The sequence below is a fragment of the Amycolatopsis balhimycina FH 1894 genome, from assembly GCF_000384295.1.
GTDB lineage: Bacteria > Actinomycetota > Actinomycetes > Mycobacteriales > Pseudonocardiaceae > Amycolatopsis > Amycolatopsis balhimycina.
Window position 1 is genome coordinate 2,155,032 of record NZ_KB913037.1, and the last position, 19,747, is coordinate 2,174,778.

Consider the following 19,747-nt stretch of genomic DNA (forward strand, 5'->3'; position numbering starts at 1 on the left):
TCACCTCACGGAAACTCGGGCGAGCGCCGCTTCGGCGCCACGGGCCAGCTCCAGGTCTTCCCGGGGCAGGACGATCAACGCGGGCACCGGCGAAGCGGGCAGGGTGACGATCCGGTCGACGTCGGTGTGCGGCACCTCGCCCGCCCGCAGGCCGAGCACGCCCAGCCCGTCGATGACCGAGGTGATCAGCTCCGGCTGGTGTTCGGCGACGCCGCCGGTGAACACCACCGCGTCCAGCTCCGCCAGGCTCATCGCCGCCGCACCGATCTCCCGCTGCAGCCGGTGCCGGTAGACATCGAGAGCCACCGAAGCGTCCCGCTCGCCGCGGTTCGCCGCCGCCAGCACCCGGCGCAGGTCGCCGTTGGTGCCGGTCATCCCGGCCAGCCCCGACCGGTGGAACAGCGCATCGGCCATCTCCGCCGGGCTCATCGGCACGGTCTGCATCACGTGCAACAGCAGACCTGGGTCGACCGAGCCCGACCGAGTGGCCATCATGGCGCCTTCGAGCGGGGTGAAGCCCATGCTGGTATCGACGCCGTGGCCGTCGCGGATCGCCGTCACCGACACCCCGGCCCCGACGTGGGCGCACACCAGCTGCAGCTCTTCCGGCGCCCGGCCCAGCAGCTCGCCGGTGCGGCGCAGGGCGTACTGGCACGACAGGCCGTGGAAACCGTAGCGGCGCAGTCGGTTCTGGGCCGTCCACGACCGCGGCAGCGGGTACCGGGCCGCGGCTTCGGGCATCCGCGCGTGGAACGCCGTGTCGAAGCAGGCCACCACCGGGGCCTCCGGCAGCAGCCGACGGACCTCCCGGGTCACCTCCAGCGACAGCGGCTGGTGGTTCGGCGCCAGCGACGTGAGCCGGTCGAGATTCACCAGCAGGGCGTCGTCCACCCTCGCGGGTGCCTTCTGCGACCCGCCGTGCACGAACCGGACGGCGACGGCGTCCACGTCGGACCAGCGGCGGATCGCCTGAGCGACCGCACCAGGGTCGGCCAGATCCCACGCCGTCCAGCCGACGGCGGTGCCGTCGGCGACGAGCGAGACCTTCATGCTCGACGAGCCCGGGTTCAGGGTCAGGACACGCACGGCTTTCCTCCTGGGGAAGTCAGTCCCGCAATCGGCGCAGGAACGGGTCGGCGGACGAGTCAGGCTCGAACCGGGCGCGGACGTCGAGCGCGACACACCCGTCCGCCCGCACACGCACGGGGTTGAGGTCCAGCTCGGCCAGTTCGGGCACCAGCTCGGCGAGCCGGCCGACCTTCAGCAGCAGCTCCCGCACTGCGGCCCGGTCGAGCTGCCCGGCCCACAGCGCTTTCGATGCGCGCAGGCCGTCGAGCAGCAGGTCCGCGTCGGCGCCGGTGAGCGGCGCGAGCCGGGCGGCGTGGTCGGCGATCAGGTCGGTGTCGACGCCGCCGAGGCCGAACACGATCAAGGGCCCGAAGACCGGGTCCGACCGCACCCCGACCAGCAGTTCGCGGCCGGGTTCGGCCATCGGCTGCACCGTGACCCCGCGCAGGGCCGACCCGAAACGGGACCGCAGGGTGCGGAAAGCCTCCATGATCCGGTCCGCGCCGTGCACGTTCAGCAGGACACCGCCGCCGGCGGTCTTGTGCAGTAGGCCGTCGGCGTCGGCCTTCAGCACGACCGGCGCATCGAGGTTCGCGGCCGCGGCGTCCATCGAGTCACCGGCTTCGACGTAGTGCGTCTCCACCATCGGGATGTCGGCCAGCCGCAGCAGCTCGACGGCCTCGGCGGGCGGCAGCCAGCCTGCGCGTCCGGCGGCGAATTCCTGCAGAGCCTCAGGATTTTCCAGCGGAGTCAGGGAATTTTCGGGTTCGGGGCGGTTCAGCCACTGCTCGTAGCGGACGAGCCGGGCCAGCACCGCGGCGGCCGCGGCCGGGTCGTCGTAGCAGGCCGTGACTCCAGTGCCGGGCACCAGCGGCGCGACCCGGGCCCGCTGGCCCGGCCGGACCGCGAAGACGGTCTTGTACTCCGGCGGGAGCACCGCCGCCAGCGACGTGCCGGGATCACCGACCGCGGTGGGCACGGTCGCCGCGATGACCGCGTCCACGCCGTCATCGGCCAGCACGGTACGCAGCGCCTCGGCGAACACCTCCGCGGAGACGGCCGCGGTCGTGTCGACAGGATTGCGCACCGCCGCCTCCGCCGGAAGCACCTTTGCGAGCCGCTCACGGGTGTCCTCGGACAGCTCGGCCATCACCAGGCCTTCGCGCTCGCAGGCGTCGGCGGCCAGCACCCCGGCACCACCGGCGTTGCTGAGCACGGCCACTCTGGGGCCGCCCGGCAGGAGCTGCCAGGACAACCCGGCGATGACGTCGACCAGCTCGGCGACGGTGTCGACGGCAATCACCCCGGCCTGCTCGAACAACGCATCCCGGGTGACCGCGGGGGTCGCCGCGGCGGCGGTGTGCGAGGCCGCCGCACGTTGGGCGGTGTCGCCGCTGCCGGACCGGACGGCCAGGACCGGCCGAGTCCGGGCGAGTCGGCGGGCCAGCCGGCTGAACTTGCGGGGGTTGCCGAAGGATTCGAGATACAGGACAGCCAGTTCGGTGCGGCGGTCGGCGGTCCACCACATCAGCAGGTCGTTGCCGCTGACGTCGTACTTGTCCCCGGTGGAGACCAGGGTGGACATGCCGAGGCCGAGGTCGCCGAGGGATTCCGCGAGCGCGATGCCGACTCCGCCGGACTGGGTGACGACGCCGATGTTGCCGGGCTGCACGCGGCTGCCCAGGAAGGTCAGATCGTAGGGACAGGCCGGGTCCGTGGAGAGGACGCCGAGGCAGTTTGGGCCGACCAGCCGTAGGCCGTACTCACGAGCCGCGGCGTGGACCCGCTCGCCGTGCACAGTGCCGGTCAGGCCCGAGGAGATGATCACGACCGCGCGCACGCCGTGTTTCCCGCACTCTTCGACCGCCTCCGCGGCGGCCGGGGCGGGCAGGCACACCACGGCCAGTTCGGGCGTGCGGCTCAGCGCCGCCACCGACGGAACGCTCGGCACGCCGAGGATTTCCCCGGCGTGCGGGTTCACCACTTCGACAGGCCCCGGGTAGCCGGACGCGACGAGGTTGGCCAAAACGGCGTGGCCCACCGAGCCCGGGCGCCGTCCCGCGCCGACGACAGCGATCGAGGACGGCTTGAACAGGTGGGTCAGACTGGCCGCGTCGGCGACCAAGTCGCGCTCCAGCACGGCGTCCAAGTAGGCGGCGTCTTCGCCGAGGATCATCACGACGTCCCGTTCGGGGCCGCCGATGCTGGCTTCGAACCGCAGTCCGAGGTCGGCGAAGACGTGCAGCACTTTGGCGTTCTCGGCCAGCACCTCGGCGAGGAACCGCTTCAGCCCCGACTTCCGGGCGTGCGAGACGAGGTGTTCCATCAGCAGCGTCGCGACGCCCTGCGTGCGCAGGGCCGCGTCCACGACGAGGGCGACCTCGGCATCGGTGGAGTCCTTCAGTACTTCGTAGTTCGCCACCCCGGCGAGTTCACCGTGCCGGTAGCAACCCACCGCGTAGTGTCCCGGCCCGGGGTCGGCGGCGATCTCCGCCGCCAGCTTGTCCAAAGTGGATGGACGGGCGCCGAAAAACCGGAAATAGGTGTCCCGCTCCGTGAGCCGGGTGTGCAGGGCGAGCACCTCGGCGGTGTCGGCCGGGCGCAACGGGCGCACCAGCACCACGTCACCGCCGGCGAGCAGGGCCCGGGAGCCCACCTCCACGCCCATCGCTTCTCCGTCCGCATGAGGGTGGGCGCGGCCGACAACGCGCCGCGCCCACCGCAGGGGCGGTCACCTAGTTCTTGGTGACCTGGATCTTGACGTGCTTGTCGCGCGGGTGCTCCGAAACCGGCATCGAAATTTCGAGGATGCCGTCGGTGTACGCCGCCTTGACCTTCGCCGGGTCGGCCCCGGCCGGCAGGCTGACCGTGCGGCTGAACGTGCCGTAGAAGAACTCGCTACGGCCTTCCGCGCTCTCCTTCGCCTCACGCTCGGCGGAGATGGTCAGCAGCCCGTTGTGCGTGGTCACGGAGATGCGCTTCTCCGGGTCGAAGCCGGGCAGCTCCGCGCGGACGAGGTACCTGCCGTCCTCGGTGGACTCCTCGATCCGCACGGGGTTGTGCTCGGCGAACGGCCACGGGTTCTCCAGCCACGCCGCGATGCTCGGCAACGCCAGGCGCGAACCCGGCACCAAGGCAGTCATCCTTTCGCTCCTTCCTCGCGGCGACGGGCGCCGCACCACAAGGAGACCTCGGGGACCGGCGCCCGCGACGCGGCCGGACTACCCGAACCGCGAGGACCTTGGTCACCGAAGTCCACCCGGGGACCAACGGCCCTGTACTCCGGCCGGCTCCGCTGTCACCGTCGCGGCACGGGAGAACGGAGAAGGAGATGGAGATGGACCTGCCGACGAGGAAGTGGAGTCTCGACGCCGCCATCGAGCACGGGCCGAACCGGACTCGGGCCCAGATCGTGCTGCGCGCCCCGGACGGGCAGGAGTTCTCCGGAGTGGGCTTGGCACTCCGGACGGCACCCGAGCAAGTCGCGAGCTATCTGGCCCTGGGTCGCGCGCTGTCGGACCTGACGGAGGAACTGGTGGAGGCCGCGACCGCGGAATTGGACGCCGAGGCCGGGCGCACACAGCACACGTGACGGTTCAACCGGCCGAGGCTTTGCGACGGGCGGCGGGCTGGCCGAGGGGGATGGAGCGCACCGACCGCGAAGGCCACGGTCAACCGACCGGCGCCGACCACTCCACCTTCACGCCTCCATCGGGGCCGCGGCCGAGGGTGAACGCGCCGCCGACTGCTTCGGCGCGGTCACCCAGGTTGCCCAGCCCACTCGGCGAGACGTCCTCGGGCAGCCCGCGGCCGTCGTCGACGACCACGATCCGCAGCACGTCGTCCTTGACCGCGACCGACACCGACAGCGTCGATGCCTCCGCGTGCCGCACGGCGTTGCTGACCGCCTCGCGCACGACTGCTTCGACGTGCTCAGCGAGCTGGGCCGGCACGGTGTCGATCGAGCCGGACATGCTGACCGTCGGGTGCACCGGCGCGTCGTCGGTCAGCTCGGCGATCGCGTCGTGCAACCGGTGCCGCAGCCGCAGGCCGGTCTCCCCCGCGGCGCCGCCGTGCAGGTCGAAGATGGCCGTGCGGATCTCCTGGACGATCTCGTGCATCTGCTCGATGCTGTCCCCGAGCCGCTTCTGCAGCTCCGGGGACTTCGTCCGCCGCTGGGTGCTCTGCATCGACAGCCCGACGGCGAACAACCGCTGGATCACGTGGTCGTGCAGGTCACGGGCGATCCGGTCGCGGTCGCCGAGCACGTCCAGCTCCCGGGCCGCCCGCTGCTGGGCCGCCAGCTGCAGCGCGAGTGCCGCCTGGTCGGCGAAGGACGCCACGACCGACAGCTGAGCCGACTCGAACGACCCGGCCCCGGTCTCCCGGGCCGCGATCAGCACGCCGGTCGTCCTGTCCCCTGCCCGCAGCGGGACGACCAGCGCGGGGCCGAACCTGTAGTCAGGCAGCTGGAGTTCCCCGACATTGCGGGGCGTCCGGTCCCGGTACACCGCACCGGGCACACTCTCGTCGAGACCGATGTGCATCCCCGACAGCTCCGCGGCCCAGGTGCCGGCGCTGACGGTGACGGTGAGGTCGTCGACGTCGTCACCCCAGTCCTCGTCGACGTCCAGGCGCCCGGAGTTCGGCAGTGCCAGCATGGTGACGTCCGAGCCGGTCAGCTCCAGCGCCCGGCTGGCGATCAGGTTCAACGCCTCGGCCGGATCGGTGCCACCGAGCAGCTCGGTGGTCACCTCGCTCGTGGCGGCCAGCCACTGCTGGCGCACCCGCGCTTGCTCGTACAGGTGCGCGTTCTCGATCGCGATGCCGGCCGCCGCGGCCAAGGCCTGGACGACGACCTCGTCGTCGTCGGTGAACGGTTCACCGTTCTTCTTCTCGGTCAGGTAGAGCCGTCCGAACACCTCGTCGCGGACGCGGACCGGCACCCCGAGGAACGAGTGCATCGGCGGATGGTGCGCCGGGAAGCCCACCGACGCCGGATGGGACGAGATCTCCTCCAGCCGCAACGGCTTCGCCTCGTCGATCACCACGCCCAGCACCCCGTGGCCGGTCGGCAGGTCACCGATCAGCCGGCGGGTCTCGTCGTCGATGCCGATGTAGATGAACTCCGACATGGAACCATCGTCGGCGAGGACTCCGAGGGCGCCGTACGTCGCCTCGCCGAGTTCTATCGCGGCCTGCACGATCCGCCGGAGCGTGGTGTCCAGCTCCAGCCCGGACGCCACGGCCAGCACCGCGTCGAGCAGGCCGTCCATCTTGTCCCGGGTGCCGATCAGCAGCTCGATCCGGTCCTGGAGGTCGCGCAGCACCTCGCGCAGCCGAAGGCCGGACAGTGTCCCCGCCATCCGCCGGGACGCGTACTCCGGCTGCCGGCCGGACTCGTTCACCGCCACCTCGCCCACAACCTCCCGCGTCGTCCGCTCCCGGCCGTCGCCGCTGGTGACCTTTTCCCCTTTTCGCAGGCCTCCTCGGCGGGAGACTCTCGGGAGAAGCTCAAGGAAACACACAGTGTGCCGCGTGGCGGTGCCCGAGGGGAAACCATGACACTACCGATCACCTCGATCGGCCTGCTGGACTCCGATCAGGTGAAGTCCGTCATCGGCGCCGCGGTACTCGCTCCGTCGACGCACAACACGCAACCTTGGCGTTTCCGCTGCACGCCCGAGGGCCTCGAGGTGCATGCCGATCCCGATCGCGCCCTGCCCGCGGCCGACGCCGACCAGCGAGAACTGCTCCTCTCGTGTGGTGCCGCGCTGTTCAATCTGCGCACCGCCATCCACGCACTGGGCGCCCACCCGGCCACGACCCTGCTCCCCCGGCGCGACGACCCGACGCTGCTCGCGGTGGTGCGGCCGTTCGCGGCCCGCCGGCCCGATCCCCGCCTGGTCGAGCTGGCCGACGCGATCCCCCGCCGGCACACCAACCGCACCCCGTTCGAAGCGGTCGCCATCCCGGCCTCCATCGTGGCCGCCCTGCGCCACGCCGCCGAGGTCGAACAGGCCTGGCTGCCCCGGCTGAACGCACACCAGCTGGAACAGCTGCGCGAGCTCGTGCACAAGGGGCATCACGCCCAGGTGGCCGATCCCGCCTTCCTCGCCGAGTGGCGCTACTGGACTGCCCGCGACCGGGACAGCCGCGACGGCGTCCCGGAGTACGCGGCCGGCGCAATGCCTTCGGACAACGGCGGCTGGGTTCTGCGGGACTTCGGCTCGCATCGACGCCGCCGAACCGACGACTCCGAGCCGCTGGTCGTGGTGATCGGCTCGTTCGACGACACCCGGATGGACCGGATCCGGGCCGGTCAGGCTATGCAGCGGGTCCTGCTCACCGCCACCGTGGCCGGGCTCGATGCGTCGTTCATCTCGCAGCCGGTCGAGGTGCCCGCAATACGGACGGAGCTGCGCAGTCTCCTCGGCGGTGGGCTGTGGCCGCAGATTGTGCTGCGCCTCGGACGGGGTGCGCCCGTACCTTGGACGCCGCGGCGCTCCATGGCCGATGTCTTGCTGGAGCAGCACCAGCTCAATGCCTAGTGCTGACGGTGGCCCGGGCGTTCACGCACTCACGTCTTTCACCATCTCCAAGGGCAGTGAGCCTGCTTGCCGCCACGGTGGGGTGACGCCGGCGGGCGGCGGGCCCACCCAATTGCCCGTCAGTTTGTCCTTGGGTGCCGTCCCGACGAGCGTCCGGAAACCAGCCTCGGTGGCGCACTCCCGGACAAGCTTCGCCACGTAGGCAGGCGTATAACCATAATCGTTGTGCAGTTCGTTATACAGACAGTACTTCTCGTCAGTCTTCTCCGGATGCGCGTCGCCGGTCGCCGGGCGTCCTCCCAGCTTCTTCCAAGCCTTGGCGAAAAGATTGGTGTTGAAGCAGAAGGGGATTTGCTCCTGCACCTGCTTGGCAGCTTCGCGCGGCTTCACCAGTCCATGGCCGACGACCGGTCGCTTGCGTTCGCGGACCACGACGTAGCCCTTCTTCCCGATCGCCTCGACGGCCGCGCGCTGTTCGTCGCTCAGGTCGTCGTAGCGAGTGAACTGCACGGCGAGAGCGTCGGGGTCCTTGGCCGCGAGTTCCTGGACGACGCGCAGCCGGAAGTCGTACCTCGGGTCCCTGGCAGTCGACTCGTCGAGGCCGGCGTCGTATTCGGCGATGAAGGTCCTCAGCGCAGCGGGCAGCTCCGAGCGCAGCCGGCGCAGCGTTCGCTCCCCCTGATCGGTGAAGCTCCCGATGACACGGGAAAACGCAGGCGGGTAGCGAGCGAAGCTCCGACCCCGAACTTGCCGGTGAGCTCCTCTTCGTAGTTCAGCAGAAGCGCTTGGCTCTGACCTCCGACGGCCGCCGTGAGAGCTTCCTGCTGGCGGGCGTACCGGTGCTCGATCTTGTTGCGCAGCCCGATAAAGAAGGCGAGATTGGCTCGGACGGGTTCCTTCTCGTCCGACCACCGATGCCGTACACAGGTGGCCAGGTCCCAGCGCTTCGGCTCGCCGTCGATCCGCTCGACGCGTCGAGCCCGCCGCTGGAAGCGCCAGTACCGGAAGTCGACGCCGTCTCGAGTGAACTCGCCGTGCAGAAGGTAGAGCCAGGCCAAATGCATGTGGACCACGAAACCCTCGAACGACCGGGCCTCCGCCGGGTCGTTGTACAGCCGCACAGCCAGCTGGGCTTCGTCCCGGGAAGCGTCGACCATGTGCATGAATCGAGGTCGCGATGCCACGTGCTCCACCTCGCGAACGTTTCGCCAGCCGTACGGATAAGGCCAATCTCATCGAGCAAGGCACCCGAATCGGCGTTTCGCGCTTCCGGCGCCGACAATCATTCAGATCTTGCCATCCACCTACTCAAGATCGGACTTTCGAGGCATCGCGTTACGGCTATCCAGCTCCGAAACCGTACGACCGCGTCAGCCGTTCTCTTTGCGCAGCTCGGTGGCGAGAACGGCCGCTTGGGTGCGACGTTCCATGCCGAGTTTGGTCAGCAGCCGGGAGACGTAGTTCTTGACCGTCTTCTCGGCCAGGAACATGCGCTCGGAGATCTGGCGGTTGGTCAGACCTTCGCCGATCAGCTGCAGCAGCTTCTTCTCCTGGTCCGAGAGGTCGGCCAGCGGTCCCTTCTTGGCCTGGCTGTCGCGCAGCTTGGCCATCAACGCCGCGGCCGCGTGGGCGTCGAGCAGGGATTTCCCCGCGCCGACCTCCCGCACCGCCGAGACCAGGTCCATGCCCTTGATGTCCTTGATGACGAACCCGCTGGCGCCGGCCATCACCGCGTCGAGCATCGCCTGCTCGTCGGTGTAGGACGTCAGCATCAGGCACTTGAGCTCGGGCAGCTTGGACCGCAGTTCGCGGGCCAGCTCGATGCCGTTACCGTCCGGCAGGCGCACGTCCAGCACCGCGACATCCGGGTTCAGCGCCGGGATGCGGGCCAGCGCCTGCGACACGCTGCCGGCCTGCCCGATCACGGTGAGGTTCTCGTCCTCGTCCAGCAGGTCGGCCACACCACGACGGACGACCTCGTGGTCGTCGACGAGAAACACGCGGAGCATTCCGACCTCCCTGGTCACGACCCTGACGGAGATCAGGGTACGACCGCAAGACCCTCGACGGCAGGGACCCGGGACCATCCGGGAAGTGACCAAGGACCCTAAGCCGGGACGGCCTCCGCACCGGATGCTTCCGTGGTCAACAGCGTCCGCGCGAGCAGGAGAACCGGATGAGCGCCCTGGACCTCGCCCGATGGCAGTTCGGGATCACCACCGTCTACCACTTCATCTTCGTCCCGCTGACCATCGGACTGTCCTTCCTGGTCGCCGGGATGCAGGCGGCCTGGGTGCGCACGGGCAACGACCGCTACCGCCGGATGACGAAGTTCTGGGGCAAGCTGTTCCTCATCAACTTCGCCATGGGCGTGGCGACCGGCATCGTGCAGGAGTTCCAGTTCGGGATGAACTGGTCGGACTACAGCACCTTCGTCGGCGACATCTTCGGCGCGCCGCTGGCCATCGAGGGCCTGCTGGCGTTCTTCCTCGAGTCGACGTTCCTCGGCCTGTGGATCTTCGGCTGGGACAAGCTGCCGAAGAAGCTGCACCTGGCCACCATCTGGCTCGCCGCCATCGGCACGGTCCTCTCCGCCTACTTCATCCTCGCCGCCAACTCCTGGATGCAGCACCCGGTCGGCTCGATCGTCAACCCCGCCACCGGCCGCGCGGAGCTCAAGGACTTCGGCGCCGTCCTCACCAACTCCACCGCCGTCGGCGCCTTCGCCCACACCATCACCGCGTGCTTCCTCACCGCCGGCATGTTCGTCGTCGGTATCAGCGCCTGGCAGCTGCGCCGCCAGAGGAACGCCGACGTCTTCCGCCCGTCGATGAAGCTAGCCCTGGTCACCGTGCTGATCGCGAGCCTCGGCGTCATCGTCACCGGTGACCTGCAGGCCCGGCTGATGACCGAGCAGCAGCCGATGAAGATGGCCGCCGCCGAAGCGCTCTACGACACCGTCGCGCCTGCGTCGTTCTCGCTGTTCACCATCGGCTCGCTCGACGGCTCGCAGGAGAAGTTCAGCATCCGCGTGCCGGGGGTGCTGTCCTTCATGGCCACCGGCAAGTTCGACGGCCGCGTCGAAGGCATCAACAACCTCCAGGCCCAAGAACAGCAGGCCTACGGCCCCGGCGAGTACCGGCCGGACGTCCCGGTCACGTACTGGACGTTCCGCCTGATGATCGGCTTCGGCTTCCTCTGCCTGCTCATCTCGCTCGTCGGCCTCTGGCTGTTCCGCCGCGGCCGCATCCCGCGCGCCCGCTGGTTCTTCCCCGTCGCCACCGCCGGCCTCGCGCTGCCGTTCCTGGCCAACAGCGTCGGCTGGATCTTCACCGAAATGGGCCGCCAGCCCTGGTCGGTGTTCGGCGTGCTCAAGACCGCCAGCTCGGTCTCCCCCACGGTCCCCGCGAGCAGCGTCCTGACGTCCCTGATCGTCTTCACCCTGCTCTATGGCGTCCTCGCGGTCGTCGACGGCGTCCTGATGGTCCGCTACGCCAAAGCCGGACCACCGCCACCCGAAGCACCCAGCGAAGACACCGAGACCGACGAGCCGCGCCCTGCGGCCTTCGCCTACTGACGGAGCACCGCCATGGCCCTCACCGACATCTGGTTCCTGCTCATCGCGGTCCTCTGGACCGGCTACTTCGTCCTCGAAGGCTTCGACTTCGGCGTCGGCACCCTGCTGCGCGTCCTCGGCCGCGACGACACCGACCGCCGCGTGCTGATCAACACGATCGGCCCGGTCTGGGACGGCAACGAAGTCTGGCTGCTCGTCGCCGGCGGCGCCACCTTCGCCGCCTTCCCGCTCTGGTATTCGAGCCTGTTCTCCGGCTTCTACCTGGCGCTGCTGCTCGTGCTGGTCGCGCTGATCCTTCGCGGGGTGGCGTTCGAGTTCCGCGGCAAGCTCGACAGCCCCCGCTGGCGCAACACCTGGGACTGGATCATCGTCTTCGGCTCCGCCGCGCCCGCCCTGCTGTGGGGCGTGGCGTTCGGCAACATCGTCCACGGCGTCCCGCTCGACGCCCAGCACCACTTCACCGGCACGTTCTTCACCCTGCTCACCCCCTACGCCCTGCTCGGCGGACTGGCCACGCTCAGCCTCTTCACCTTCCACGGCGCCGTGTTCCTCACCCTCAAGACCACCGGTGAGATCCGCGGCCGGGCCCGGACACTGGCCCGCGCGCTCGGCGGCACGGCGATCGTGTTCGGCGGGGTCTTTCTCGGCTACACCGCGGTCGAGCACGGCGGCTGGGCGTGGCTGACGTCGGCGCTGGCCGCGCTGCTGCTCGTCGCGGGGGTGCTGTTCACCGCGGGTGAACGGGACGGGTTCGCCTTCGCGAGCACCGCCGGCGCGATCATCGCCGTCACCTTCACGCTGTTCTGGTCGCTCTACCCGAACGTGCTGCCCTCGACGACCGACCCGGCGTTCAGCCTGACCACGACGAACGCCTCGTCGACGCCGTACACGCTGCAGATCATGACCTGGGTCGCGGTGGCCTTCACCCCGATCGTGCTGGCCTACCAGGCCTGGACGTACTGGGTGTTCCGCAAGCGGATCAGCCGCGACTCGATCCCCGCCGGCGGCGGCCTGCCCGCGGCCAGCCGGTGAAGCCCCTCGACCCGCGGCTGCTGCGCCACGCGCGCGCGGTCCGGCCGTTCGTCCTCGCCTGCGCCGCCCTGGGCGTCCTCACCGCGATGCTGGTGCTCGCCCAGGCGGAACTGCTGGCGAAGACGATCACCTGGGCGTTCCTCGACGGCTTCGCACTGGGGGACCTGCTGGTGCCGGTCGGCATGCTCCTGCTCGTCGTGCTCGCCAGGGCCGGGATCACCTGGCTGTCCGAGACGACCGCGCACCGCGCCGCCGCCCGCGCTCTCTCGCAGCTGCGGGAGACCGTGATCGCGTCAGCGCTGCGCATCGGACCGCGGCAAACGGACCGGTCCCCCGCCGAGATCGCGGCGCTGGCCACCCACGGCGTCGACCGGCTGGAAGCCTACTTCGCGCGCTATCTACCGCAGCTGCTGATCGCCTCGGTCGTGCCCTTGGTCGTCGGGGTGCGAATCCTGCTCGCCGACTGGGTCGCCGCGGTGATCGTCGGCTTCACGGTGCCGCTCATCCCGATCTTCATGATCCTCATCGGCCTCTACACTCAGCGCGACGTCCGGCGGCAGTGGAAGACCCTTTCCGTACTGGGGAACCACTTCCTCGACCTCGTCGCCGGGCTCGCCGAGCTGACCGCGTTCGGCCGGGCTCGCGCGCAGATCCGATCGTTGCGGGAGATCACCGAGAAGTACCGCGCGCACACCATGCGGACGCTGCGCGTCGCGTTCCTGTCCGCACTGGCCCTGGAGCTGCTGGCGACGCTGTCGGTCGCGGTCGTCGCCGTGTCGATCGGGCTCCGGCTGCAGGCCGGCGAACTCGACCTGCAGACGGCGCTCGTGGTGCTGATCCTCGCGCCGGAGGTCTACCTGCCGCTGCGGGCCGTCGGCGCGCGGTTCCACGACAGTGCCGAAGGCCTCGCCGCGGCCGAGGAGATCATCGCCCTCGCCGACACGCCCACCGGCGACACCGGTACCCGCGCGGTTCCCGACCTCACCCGGGTGGCGCTGCGCTGCGAAGACGTCACGGTCGAGGGCCGCTCCGGGCCGATCCTGAACGGATTCGGCCTCCGGGTGTCGCCCGGTGAGGTGGTCGGGGTGACCGGGCCGAGCGGCGCGGGCAAGTCGACCCTGATCGACCTCCTACTGGGCTGGCGGCGGCCCGACGGCGGCCGGATCCTGATCGGCGACACCGACCTGGCCGACATCGGCCGCGCCACCTGGCACCGCCGCATCGCCTGGGTACCGCAGCAGCCGCACCTGGTCGCCGGAACCGTGGCCGAGAACATCCGCCTGGGCTCCCCCGACGCCGGCGACGACGCCGTGCTCGCGGCCGCCGACACCGCAGCGCTCGACGTGCCGCTGTCCGCCGTGGTCGGTGAGCTGGGCGCCGGGCTCTCCACCGGGCAGCGCCGCCGCGTCGCGCTGGCCCGCGCGGTGCTGCTCGACCGGCCGCTGATCCTGCTGGACGAACCCACCGAAGGCGTCGACGCGGAGACCGAGGCAGCCATCCTGGAACGGCTGCCGAAGGTCCTTGCCGGCTGGACCGCGGTGCTCGTCAGCCACCACTCGGCCGTTCTGGCCCGCTGCGACCGTGTCATCACCCTCGGCGGCACGGTGCCGGTCTCCGCGGATTCGCCGTCCGCGGTCTCCCGGCCGGCCGTGCGTGCCGCCTCGCCGGTTGCGGCGACACCAGCCACGATCGACTCGGCCGGCCCGAAGTGGCGGCCGTTGCTCGACGCGATCCGGCCGCACCGGCTGCGGCTGGCCCTGGCCTGCCTCGCCGCGACCGCCGCGCTGGGCTGCGGGGTCGCGCTCACAGCGACGTCGTCCTGGCTGATCGCAAGCGCGGCGCTGCACCCACCCGTGCTGAGCCTGATGGTGGCGATCGTCGCGGTGCGAACGTTCGGCCTGGCCAAGGGCATCTTCCGCTACATCGAGCGGCTGCTGTCCCACGACGTCGCCCTGCGCGCACTGGCGGAGCTGCGGGTGCGGGTGTGGGCGCAGCTGGTCCGGATCGGCCCGGCGGGCACTGCGCGGTTGCGCTGGGGTGATCTGCTGCACCGGCTCGTGTCCGATGTGGACAACCAGCAGGACGTGCTCGTGCGCGGCCTGGTCCCGGGTGTGGCAACGTTCTTGGTGTTGTCGGCAACCGCGGTCACCCTCGGTGTGATCCTCCCGGGTGCCGGTCTCGCGGCAGTGGTGGGTCTCGCGGTCGCGGGCGTGCTGGCTCCCGTCATCGCGGCGACAGCGGGCTGCCGAGCCCAGCGGGAGACGGCCCGGCTGCGCGCTGACCTCACGGCGGGCACGGCGGAACTCCTCCGGGCGTCGGCGGACCTGATCACCCACGACGCGGCGGCCCGCCGTCACGCGCGGCTGCGCGAACTCGACTTCGCGGTGACGTCGCTCCAGCGCCGGTCCGCCGCGTGGCGGGGACTGGGCGGCGGAATCGCGAGCCTCGGCGTGGGGCTGACGTCCGTGGTGTGCCTGGCCCTGGGCATCCTGGCGGTGCACGCGGGGACGATCCCCGGCCCCGCGCTCGCCGTGCTGGCCCTGGTTCCGCTGGCGACGGCGGAGCTGGTGGCCGGGCTGCCGGAGGCGGCGCAGCGGCTGCTCGGAGGCTCCGCTTCCGCACGTCGTCTCGCCGGCCTGGACGCCCTTCCCGCACCCCACACCGTCTCCGCGGATCCTGCCCCGGCTGCCGTGGAGCTGGCCACCGAACGCCTCTCGGTGCGCTGGCCGCAGGCCACCGCCGACGCGGTCCAGGACGTGGACCTCCACATCGGCCACGGGCGCCGGCTCGCTTTGACGGGCCGCTCGGGCGCGGGCAAAAGTACGGTGATCGCGGCGCTGATGCGCTACCTGGACCCCTCGGCGGGCCAGGTCCTGCTGGACGACACCGACACGTTGACGTGCGACGGCGACTCGGTGCGGGAGCGGATCGCCTGGTGCGGGCCGGAGACCCACCTGTTCGACAGCACGTTGCGCGAGAACCTCCGTCTGGCCCGGCCGTCTGCCGACGACTCCGACCTGCAGGCCGCACTGGAGCTGGCCCAGCTGGGGCCGTGGCTCGGCGGGCTGCCGGACGGCCTCGACACGGCGTTGGGAGTCCACGGCACCCCGATCTCGGGCGGCGAACGCCAGCGTATCGGCGTGGCCCGGGCCCTGCTGTCGGACCGGTCGATCTTGCTGCTCGACGAACCGACGGCGCACCTGGACGCGCCCACGGCGGCGGCGTTGGCGGCCGACGTGCTGGCGGCCACCGAAGGACGTTCGGCGCTGGTCGTGACGCACCGGCCGCCGGAGTTCGCGGCCCTGCCCGCCGTGGACCTCACTCCGCCCGGATTGTCGCTCTCCGGATCGTGACTATAGTGATAGGAGACCTCGTCACGGCTCACGTCACACGCCGGCCTCCTCGGCGATGAAGTATTGCCATGGCATCTGGGCCATGTGCTTGTCGAGCCATCGGCCCGAATCCAGTTCTATCGCGTCGAGCAGCGCTCGCGTGGCCTCGGGCTTCTTGTCGTCCGCCGACCGACTCTTGTCGTCCGGCGGCCGACGCCAATAGGCTGTGTGTGCCAACGGTGTCCGCCGGCGGATCCAGGGTGACGTGGTCACCGGGACGTCCTTGATCCCACAGCCCAGAACCGGCGCCAGCGGCCCGCCGATCGGATCTCCGAAGAGCAGCCACCGCGCCGGAAAGTGCAGGTTCGTCCAGCGCACCACCGCGAACGGCGCTCCGTGATTGAGCATCTTGATCGACCGCATGTGCCCGTCCACGAGGTACTTTTCGTTCACGGTGAGCTCGCCGGCGTCGTATCGCGGCGGGCACACCGGCAGTTCGAACTGGGCGACTCGGGTTTGCAGGTCGTCCGGCGACCGGGCCAGCAACGTATCCGCGAAGGTCAGCGGGCTGCCCAGGGTGATCAGATCCGTGATGAGCCAAGGCTGGCCCAGTCGGCGGTATTCGCGCCACAGGTCTCGTTGCGCCTCGCGGTAGCCGTTCGAATCCGCCTGCGTGTCGATCGACTTGCCGAGCCAGCCGGTGAACTCCTGCCGAGCTGCTTGCTGGACGATCGGCGGCCGGCCGTGTGATCGATGAACCTCCAGCCAGTACCTGCAAATCAGGTCATAGCCGATCACACTGCCCAGTGAATGGCCCACGACGACGATCCGATCGTACTTTCCTTCCGTGTGCAGCCTGCGCAGCAGCGACATCCCACTGTCGCGGATGGACTGGCGGACGGCGATGTTGTCCGGTACGTCGTCGAAGTATCGAGCCGCGTCCCCCAGAGTCGAGATGATCACCGTGTTCACCGCTGCGCCGGCAACCGACAGCAGAAAGCTGACCCACCCGATCTTCGCGAGACCCGCGACACCGGAGAAAAGCCGGCTCACCCCGTCGACACCTACGGCGACGGCCAGCAGCACGCTCGCGATCACCAAGGTGAGGAGCACACCGTAGGAGAGGTAGAAGACCGGACGCAGCCGCCGGCTGACGTCGGCCGGGCGGCGCAGCATCAGCGAACGGAGCCACGCGGTGATCTGCTTCAGCTTCGTCCCGGGCACCTTGTCCGCCCAGTAGAGCTCGAAGATGTCCGTGCTGGGCCGGTCGTGCGTGCCTCGCAGCTGATGTCGCCGCAGCTCATACGAGCGGGATACCCGGTCCGGTTTGCTCCACATCTCACCGGGGCCGGCCAGCGCAGCCGTGAACCGCCTGAGGGTCGCCATCGGCCGCTGGTTCCCGATTCCGTGAACAACCACCACGGCCTGCCTCGCGTGGCGCCTTTTCCGTACCTCGTCGATGAGATACTGAGCTCCGGTAAGGACCGCGGACCACCCCTCCGCCGCGGCGGCATCGCCACCCCGGGCGGTCACGACGAGTTCGCTGCGTTCCCCGTCGGCCCGGATTGCCAAAGAGGCGCGTTCCCCTCTGGGGAAACTCACCTGGAAGACCGCGCCCGGCCCGACTTCCTCGATTTGTCCCGGCATGCTCCCGTTGCGGGGAAAAGGCGCGCCGACCACCATCCCCGGATGGGACGGTTCAGCGAGCCACCGCCGCATTCCCGCCCGGGTGCTCAGGACCTGCCACGCCGCATCCGCCGGGACAGCGAGTTTACGGCGCGCGACGCACGCTCCCTCTTCCGCCACCATGCGGCCCTCCATCCGTGCTCACCGGTGCGGGACACCAGCAATAAAGGCTATCATCCCGCCATGAGCGACGAACAAATCCGAAGAGATTTGGCCACCTTGGTCGTCGAGGCACTGGAATTGGGCACCGGGAAGAATGAGCGGGACGTTATTGACGACCTGTTCTCGGCGTTCGGAATGGAGTTCGCCGCCCTGGACCGCGGGGTACCTCGGCAAACGACCGACCGTGCCACGGTTCTCCGGGAAGCTGCCGCCGAGCGGCTGGCCGGCGCCGCGCCCACCGCGGGTGCTCTGCTCAGCGAGGTCGTGCGATGCGGCGGTCGTTTCGTCGACATGGTCGACGAGATCTACCAGCACCTGGCCCGCTATTCCGCGACAACCAGCGGAACGAGCGAAACTTTCCGGCTCCGACGAGCCGACGTGGACGAGGAACAGCTGGAGATCAGCCCGCAGTTCATCGAACGGATCCGAACGCTCGAGCGACGCCTCACGACTTTCGAGATCGGCCGGATCGACCACGATGCGCTCCGGTCGTTCATCGTGGTCGACAACGGTGCCTTCTACGGAAGCTGGCCGGTTCGTTCGAGGAACGGAATCCAGCTTCTGGACGGTCTGCTGGCCCTCGCCTGGATCCGGTCCGAGGTCGCTTCTCGCGTGGCCGGAGGCGCCCGCACGGAACAAACTTTCCCCTCCGGGGACTGGGAAAGTGCGGTCGACGCCCTGGCAGCCGCCACAGCGGCCGGTGAGCAGCTGGTCTCGGTCGCCCGGTGGCTCGTCGGAATCCACCTGGCGCACCTCGATTCCCTGCCGACGGACACCTCCGACCTCACCGGTGAGCTGTTCATCACCGAATCGCCGCACGACATTGCCCGACGGGTCGAAGCAGAGGTCGAGCGCTACCGGATTTCCCGGGTGGTCACCACCGCGGCGGAGTCGATGTCGGTCACGGACATCGAAGGTCGCATGGATGTCGGCCTCGATAACGACCTGCGGCCGGTCATCGTGGAGGCAGCGGGAAGCTATGGGACGGCTGTCGGTGGCCTAGCGGGCTTCGTCGCGGAATGGCGCCGCGGTCAGTGGAGACCGCGATCCCGTCCGGAGCTCGAACGTGAATTCCTCGCCGATCCGGGTGCCCTCACGGTCTGGCTGACCACGCTGGCCGACGCGAGCCGCGAAGCGGCCGACTGGCTGGCTTCCGCGGTCTTCCACCCGACCGGGTCCGCCGACGCCACCGAAGTCCTGGAATCCTTCGAAGAATTCCTCAACCTCCCGCTCTGGCGACAGCGGGAATTGCTCTACGAGGTATGGGTGCTCTGCACCACCATCGACGTCTGCGAACAAGGCGGCTGGGTGCCGCACCTGGTGGGTGCGCCCGGGCCGGACGGGGTGTGGGTGCTGTCGCGGGGAGCCGCGGACGAGCCGGCCTGCCGGCTGGAACACGGCAAGGAGCCGAACCTGACCTTGCACGTGTGGCACGAGCCTCGGTGCCGGACCGCGGACGGCGAGCTGACACCGGACGTCACCGTGTCGACCCCGCCGCCGTACCGCCGGGAATTGGTCGTCGTCGAGGCCAAGGACCGCATCAAGATGCCACGCGGCAGCCACTCCGGTGAGACCCGCCCCTCGACCGCCCTTGGCGTCGCCGACCGCTACGCGGTAAACCTCCGGCCGGAGGTGACCTGGGTGGTCAACCACTGCGACTACCGCCAGGGCAGTGATCCCGATGCCGAGTACGGCAGCGCGTGGGCGCGAGTCCGGCTTGCCGAGCAGTTCCGGCCGGGCAACATTCCCGAGGCCTTCTTGAAGACCGTTCAGGAAGTGGTCACCCCGCCGGGCCGCACGAGGCAATCGCCGTTCACCGGCCTCGTCCTGGTGGTGGACCGGACGGCGAGCATGGACGGCCGACTGCTCCGGGCACGGGAATCACTGCTCGACGGCGTCCTCGACGCCGCCTACGACGAGTTCCGTGTCATCGCCTACACCGACCACCGCCGTGACGAACCCTTCCTCCTCCGTTCGCTCGGGCCGTTTCCCACCCTCGCCGATGCCCTCAGCGCTGCGGAGGACCTCCCTCTGGGGAACGGCTGGGACATCGAAGAAGCTCTCGAAGACGCGATGCGACGTTGCCGCGAACTCGTCACCGAGATCGGGCCCCGAACGGTCCTCGTCCTGACGGACGCCCCGGCGCACCCGGTCCGGGAGTGCCGCTATCGAATCGACGTGCAGGAGGAGACGCAGGCACTGCTCGACCTCGGCTGCCGCGTGCTCGTCGCCGACGACTGGCTGGAACGGACGAATCCGGGGTGGACAAGGGTCCCCGAGTTCACCCTGCTGCCGTTGGCCTCGATCGTGGCACAGACCCGGGCGCGGCCGGCTTGACC

Annotated in this window: 14 protein-coding genes; 6 read left to right on the forward strand and 8 right to left on the reverse strand. The window is 69.9% G+C overall.

Going from position 1 to position 19,747, the window contains the following annotated elements; genetic code table 11:
* The 3 genes from A3CE_RS0109025 to A3CE_RS0109035 form a co-directional block, all read right to left on the reverse strand.
* Complete coding sequence (locus tag A3CE_RS0109025) at window positions 1-1,086, reverse strand: acetate/propionate family kinase (protein WP_020639755.1); 1,086 nt, start codon at window positions 1,084-1,086, stop codon at window positions 1-3.
* 19 nt (window positions 1,087-1,105) lie between these two features.
* On the reverse strand, window positions 1,106-3,736 hold the full coding sequence (locus A3CE_RS0109030; protein WP_020639756.1) for a GNAT family N-acetyltransferase: 2,631 nt from the start codon (window positions 3,734-3,736) through the stop codon (window positions 1,106-1,108).
* 67 nt (window positions 3,737-3,803) lie between these two features.
* The gene (locus A3CE_RS0109035) at window positions 3,804-4,211 is read right to left on the reverse strand and encodes an Hsp20/alpha crystallin family protein (RefSeq protein WP_020639757.1); all 408 of its coding nucleotides are present in this window, start codon (window positions 4,209-4,211) and stop codon (window positions 3,804-3,806) included.
* Between the two features lie 194 nt (window positions 4,212-4,405).
* Between A3CE_RS0109035 and A3CE_RS0109040 the strand changes: the two genes are divergently transcribed.
* Window positions 4,406-4,660, forward strand: a complete 255-nt coding sequence (locus A3CE_RS0109040) for a dsRBD fold-containing protein (protein ID WP_026468306.1) — start codon at window positions 4,406-4,408, stop codon at window positions 4,658-4,660.
* Window positions 4,661-4,739: 79 nt separating this feature from the next.
* On the opposite strand, the gene A3CE_RS0109045 is transcribed toward A3CE_RS0109040, so the two are convergent.
* Window positions 4,740-6,491 carry a sensor histidine kinase gene (locus tag A3CE_RS0109045; protein ID WP_020639759.1) on the reverse strand — a complete coding sequence of 584 codons (1,752 nt, stop codon included), beginning with the start codon at window positions 6,489-6,491 and terminating at the stop codon, window positions 4,740-4,742.
* A 138-nt stretch (window positions 6,492-6,629) separates the two neighbouring features.
* Between A3CE_RS0109045 and A3CE_RS0109050 the strand changes: the two genes are divergently transcribed.
* Window positions 6,630-7,619, forward strand: a complete 990-nt coding sequence (locus A3CE_RS0109050) for an Acg family FMN-binding oxidoreductase (protein ID WP_020639760.1) — start codon at window positions 6,630-6,632, stop codon at window positions 7,617-7,619.
* Window positions 7,620-7,640: 21 nt separating this feature from the next.
* On the opposite strand, the gene A3CE_RS57945 is transcribed toward A3CE_RS0109050, so the two are convergent.
* The 3 genes from A3CE_RS57945 to A3CE_RS0109060 form a co-directional block, all read right to left on the reverse strand.
* Complete coding sequence (locus A3CE_RS57945) at window positions 7,641-8,129, reverse strand: hypothetical protein (protein WP_063714199.1); 489 nt, start codon at window positions 8,127-8,129, stop codon at window positions 7,641-7,643.
* Between the two features lie 119 nt (window positions 8,130-8,248).
* Window positions 8,249-8,776, reverse strand: a complete 528-nt coding sequence (locus tag A3CE_RS57950; protein WP_211231831.1) for a DUF3644 domain-containing protein — start codon at window positions 8,774-8,776, stop codon at window positions 8,249-8,251.
* A 213-nt stretch (window positions 8,777-8,989) separates the two neighbouring features.
* Entirely contained in the window at window positions 8,990-9,628 is a 639-nt protein-coding gene (locus A3CE_RS0109060; RefSeq protein ID WP_020639761.1) for a response regulator transcription factor, read from the reverse strand.
* A gap of 167 nt (window positions 9,629-9,795) precedes the next feature.
* Here A3CE_RS0109060 and A3CE_RS0109065 point away from each other — a divergent pair, with 167 nt between their 5' ends.
* Genes A3CE_RS0109065 through cydD form a run of 3 tightly spaced genes read left to right on the forward strand, consistent with a single transcriptional unit; the run spans window position 9,796 to window position 15,581 of the window.
* A complete protein-coding gene (locus A3CE_RS0109065) occupies window positions 9,796-11,196 on the forward strand; it encodes a cytochrome ubiquinol oxidase subunit I (RefSeq protein ID WP_020639762.1) in 1,401 nt (466 codons plus the stop codon).
* 12 nt (window positions 11,197-11,208) lie between these two features.
* The gene (cydB, locus tag A3CE_RS0109070) at window positions 11,209-12,228 is read left to right on the forward strand and encodes a cytochrome d ubiquinol oxidase subunit II (RefSeq protein ID WP_020639763.1); all 1,020 of its coding nucleotides are present in this window, start codon (window positions 11,209-11,211) and stop codon (window positions 12,226-12,228) included.
* Window positions 12,225-15,581 (forward strand): thiol reductant ABC exporter subunit CydD, encoded by a 3,357-nt coding sequence (cydD, locus tag A3CE_RS0109075; protein WP_020639764.1) that lies wholly within the window; start codon window positions 12,225-12,227, stop codon window positions 15,579-15,581. Before cydB ends, cydD begins: the two co-directional genes overlap by 4 nt.
* A gap of 33 nt (window positions 15,582-15,614) precedes the next feature.
* Here cydD and A3CE_RS50610 read toward each other — a convergent pair whose 3' ends face one another.
* Window positions 15,615-17,243, reverse strand: coding sequence for a lipase family protein (locus A3CE_RS50610; RefSeq protein WP_125592156.1), 1,629 nt, complete (start codon window positions 17,241-17,243; stop codon window positions 15,615-15,617).
* 6 nt (window positions 17,244-17,249) lie between these two features.
* On the opposite strand from A3CE_RS50610, the gene A3CE_RS0109085 reads away from it, so the two are divergent.
* A complete protein-coding gene (locus A3CE_RS0109085; RefSeq protein WP_125592158.1) occupies window positions 17,250-19,745 on the forward strand; it encodes a vWA domain-containing protein in 2,496 nt (831 codons plus the stop codon).
* The last annotated feature ends 2 nt before the right edge of the window (window positions 19,746-19,747 follow it).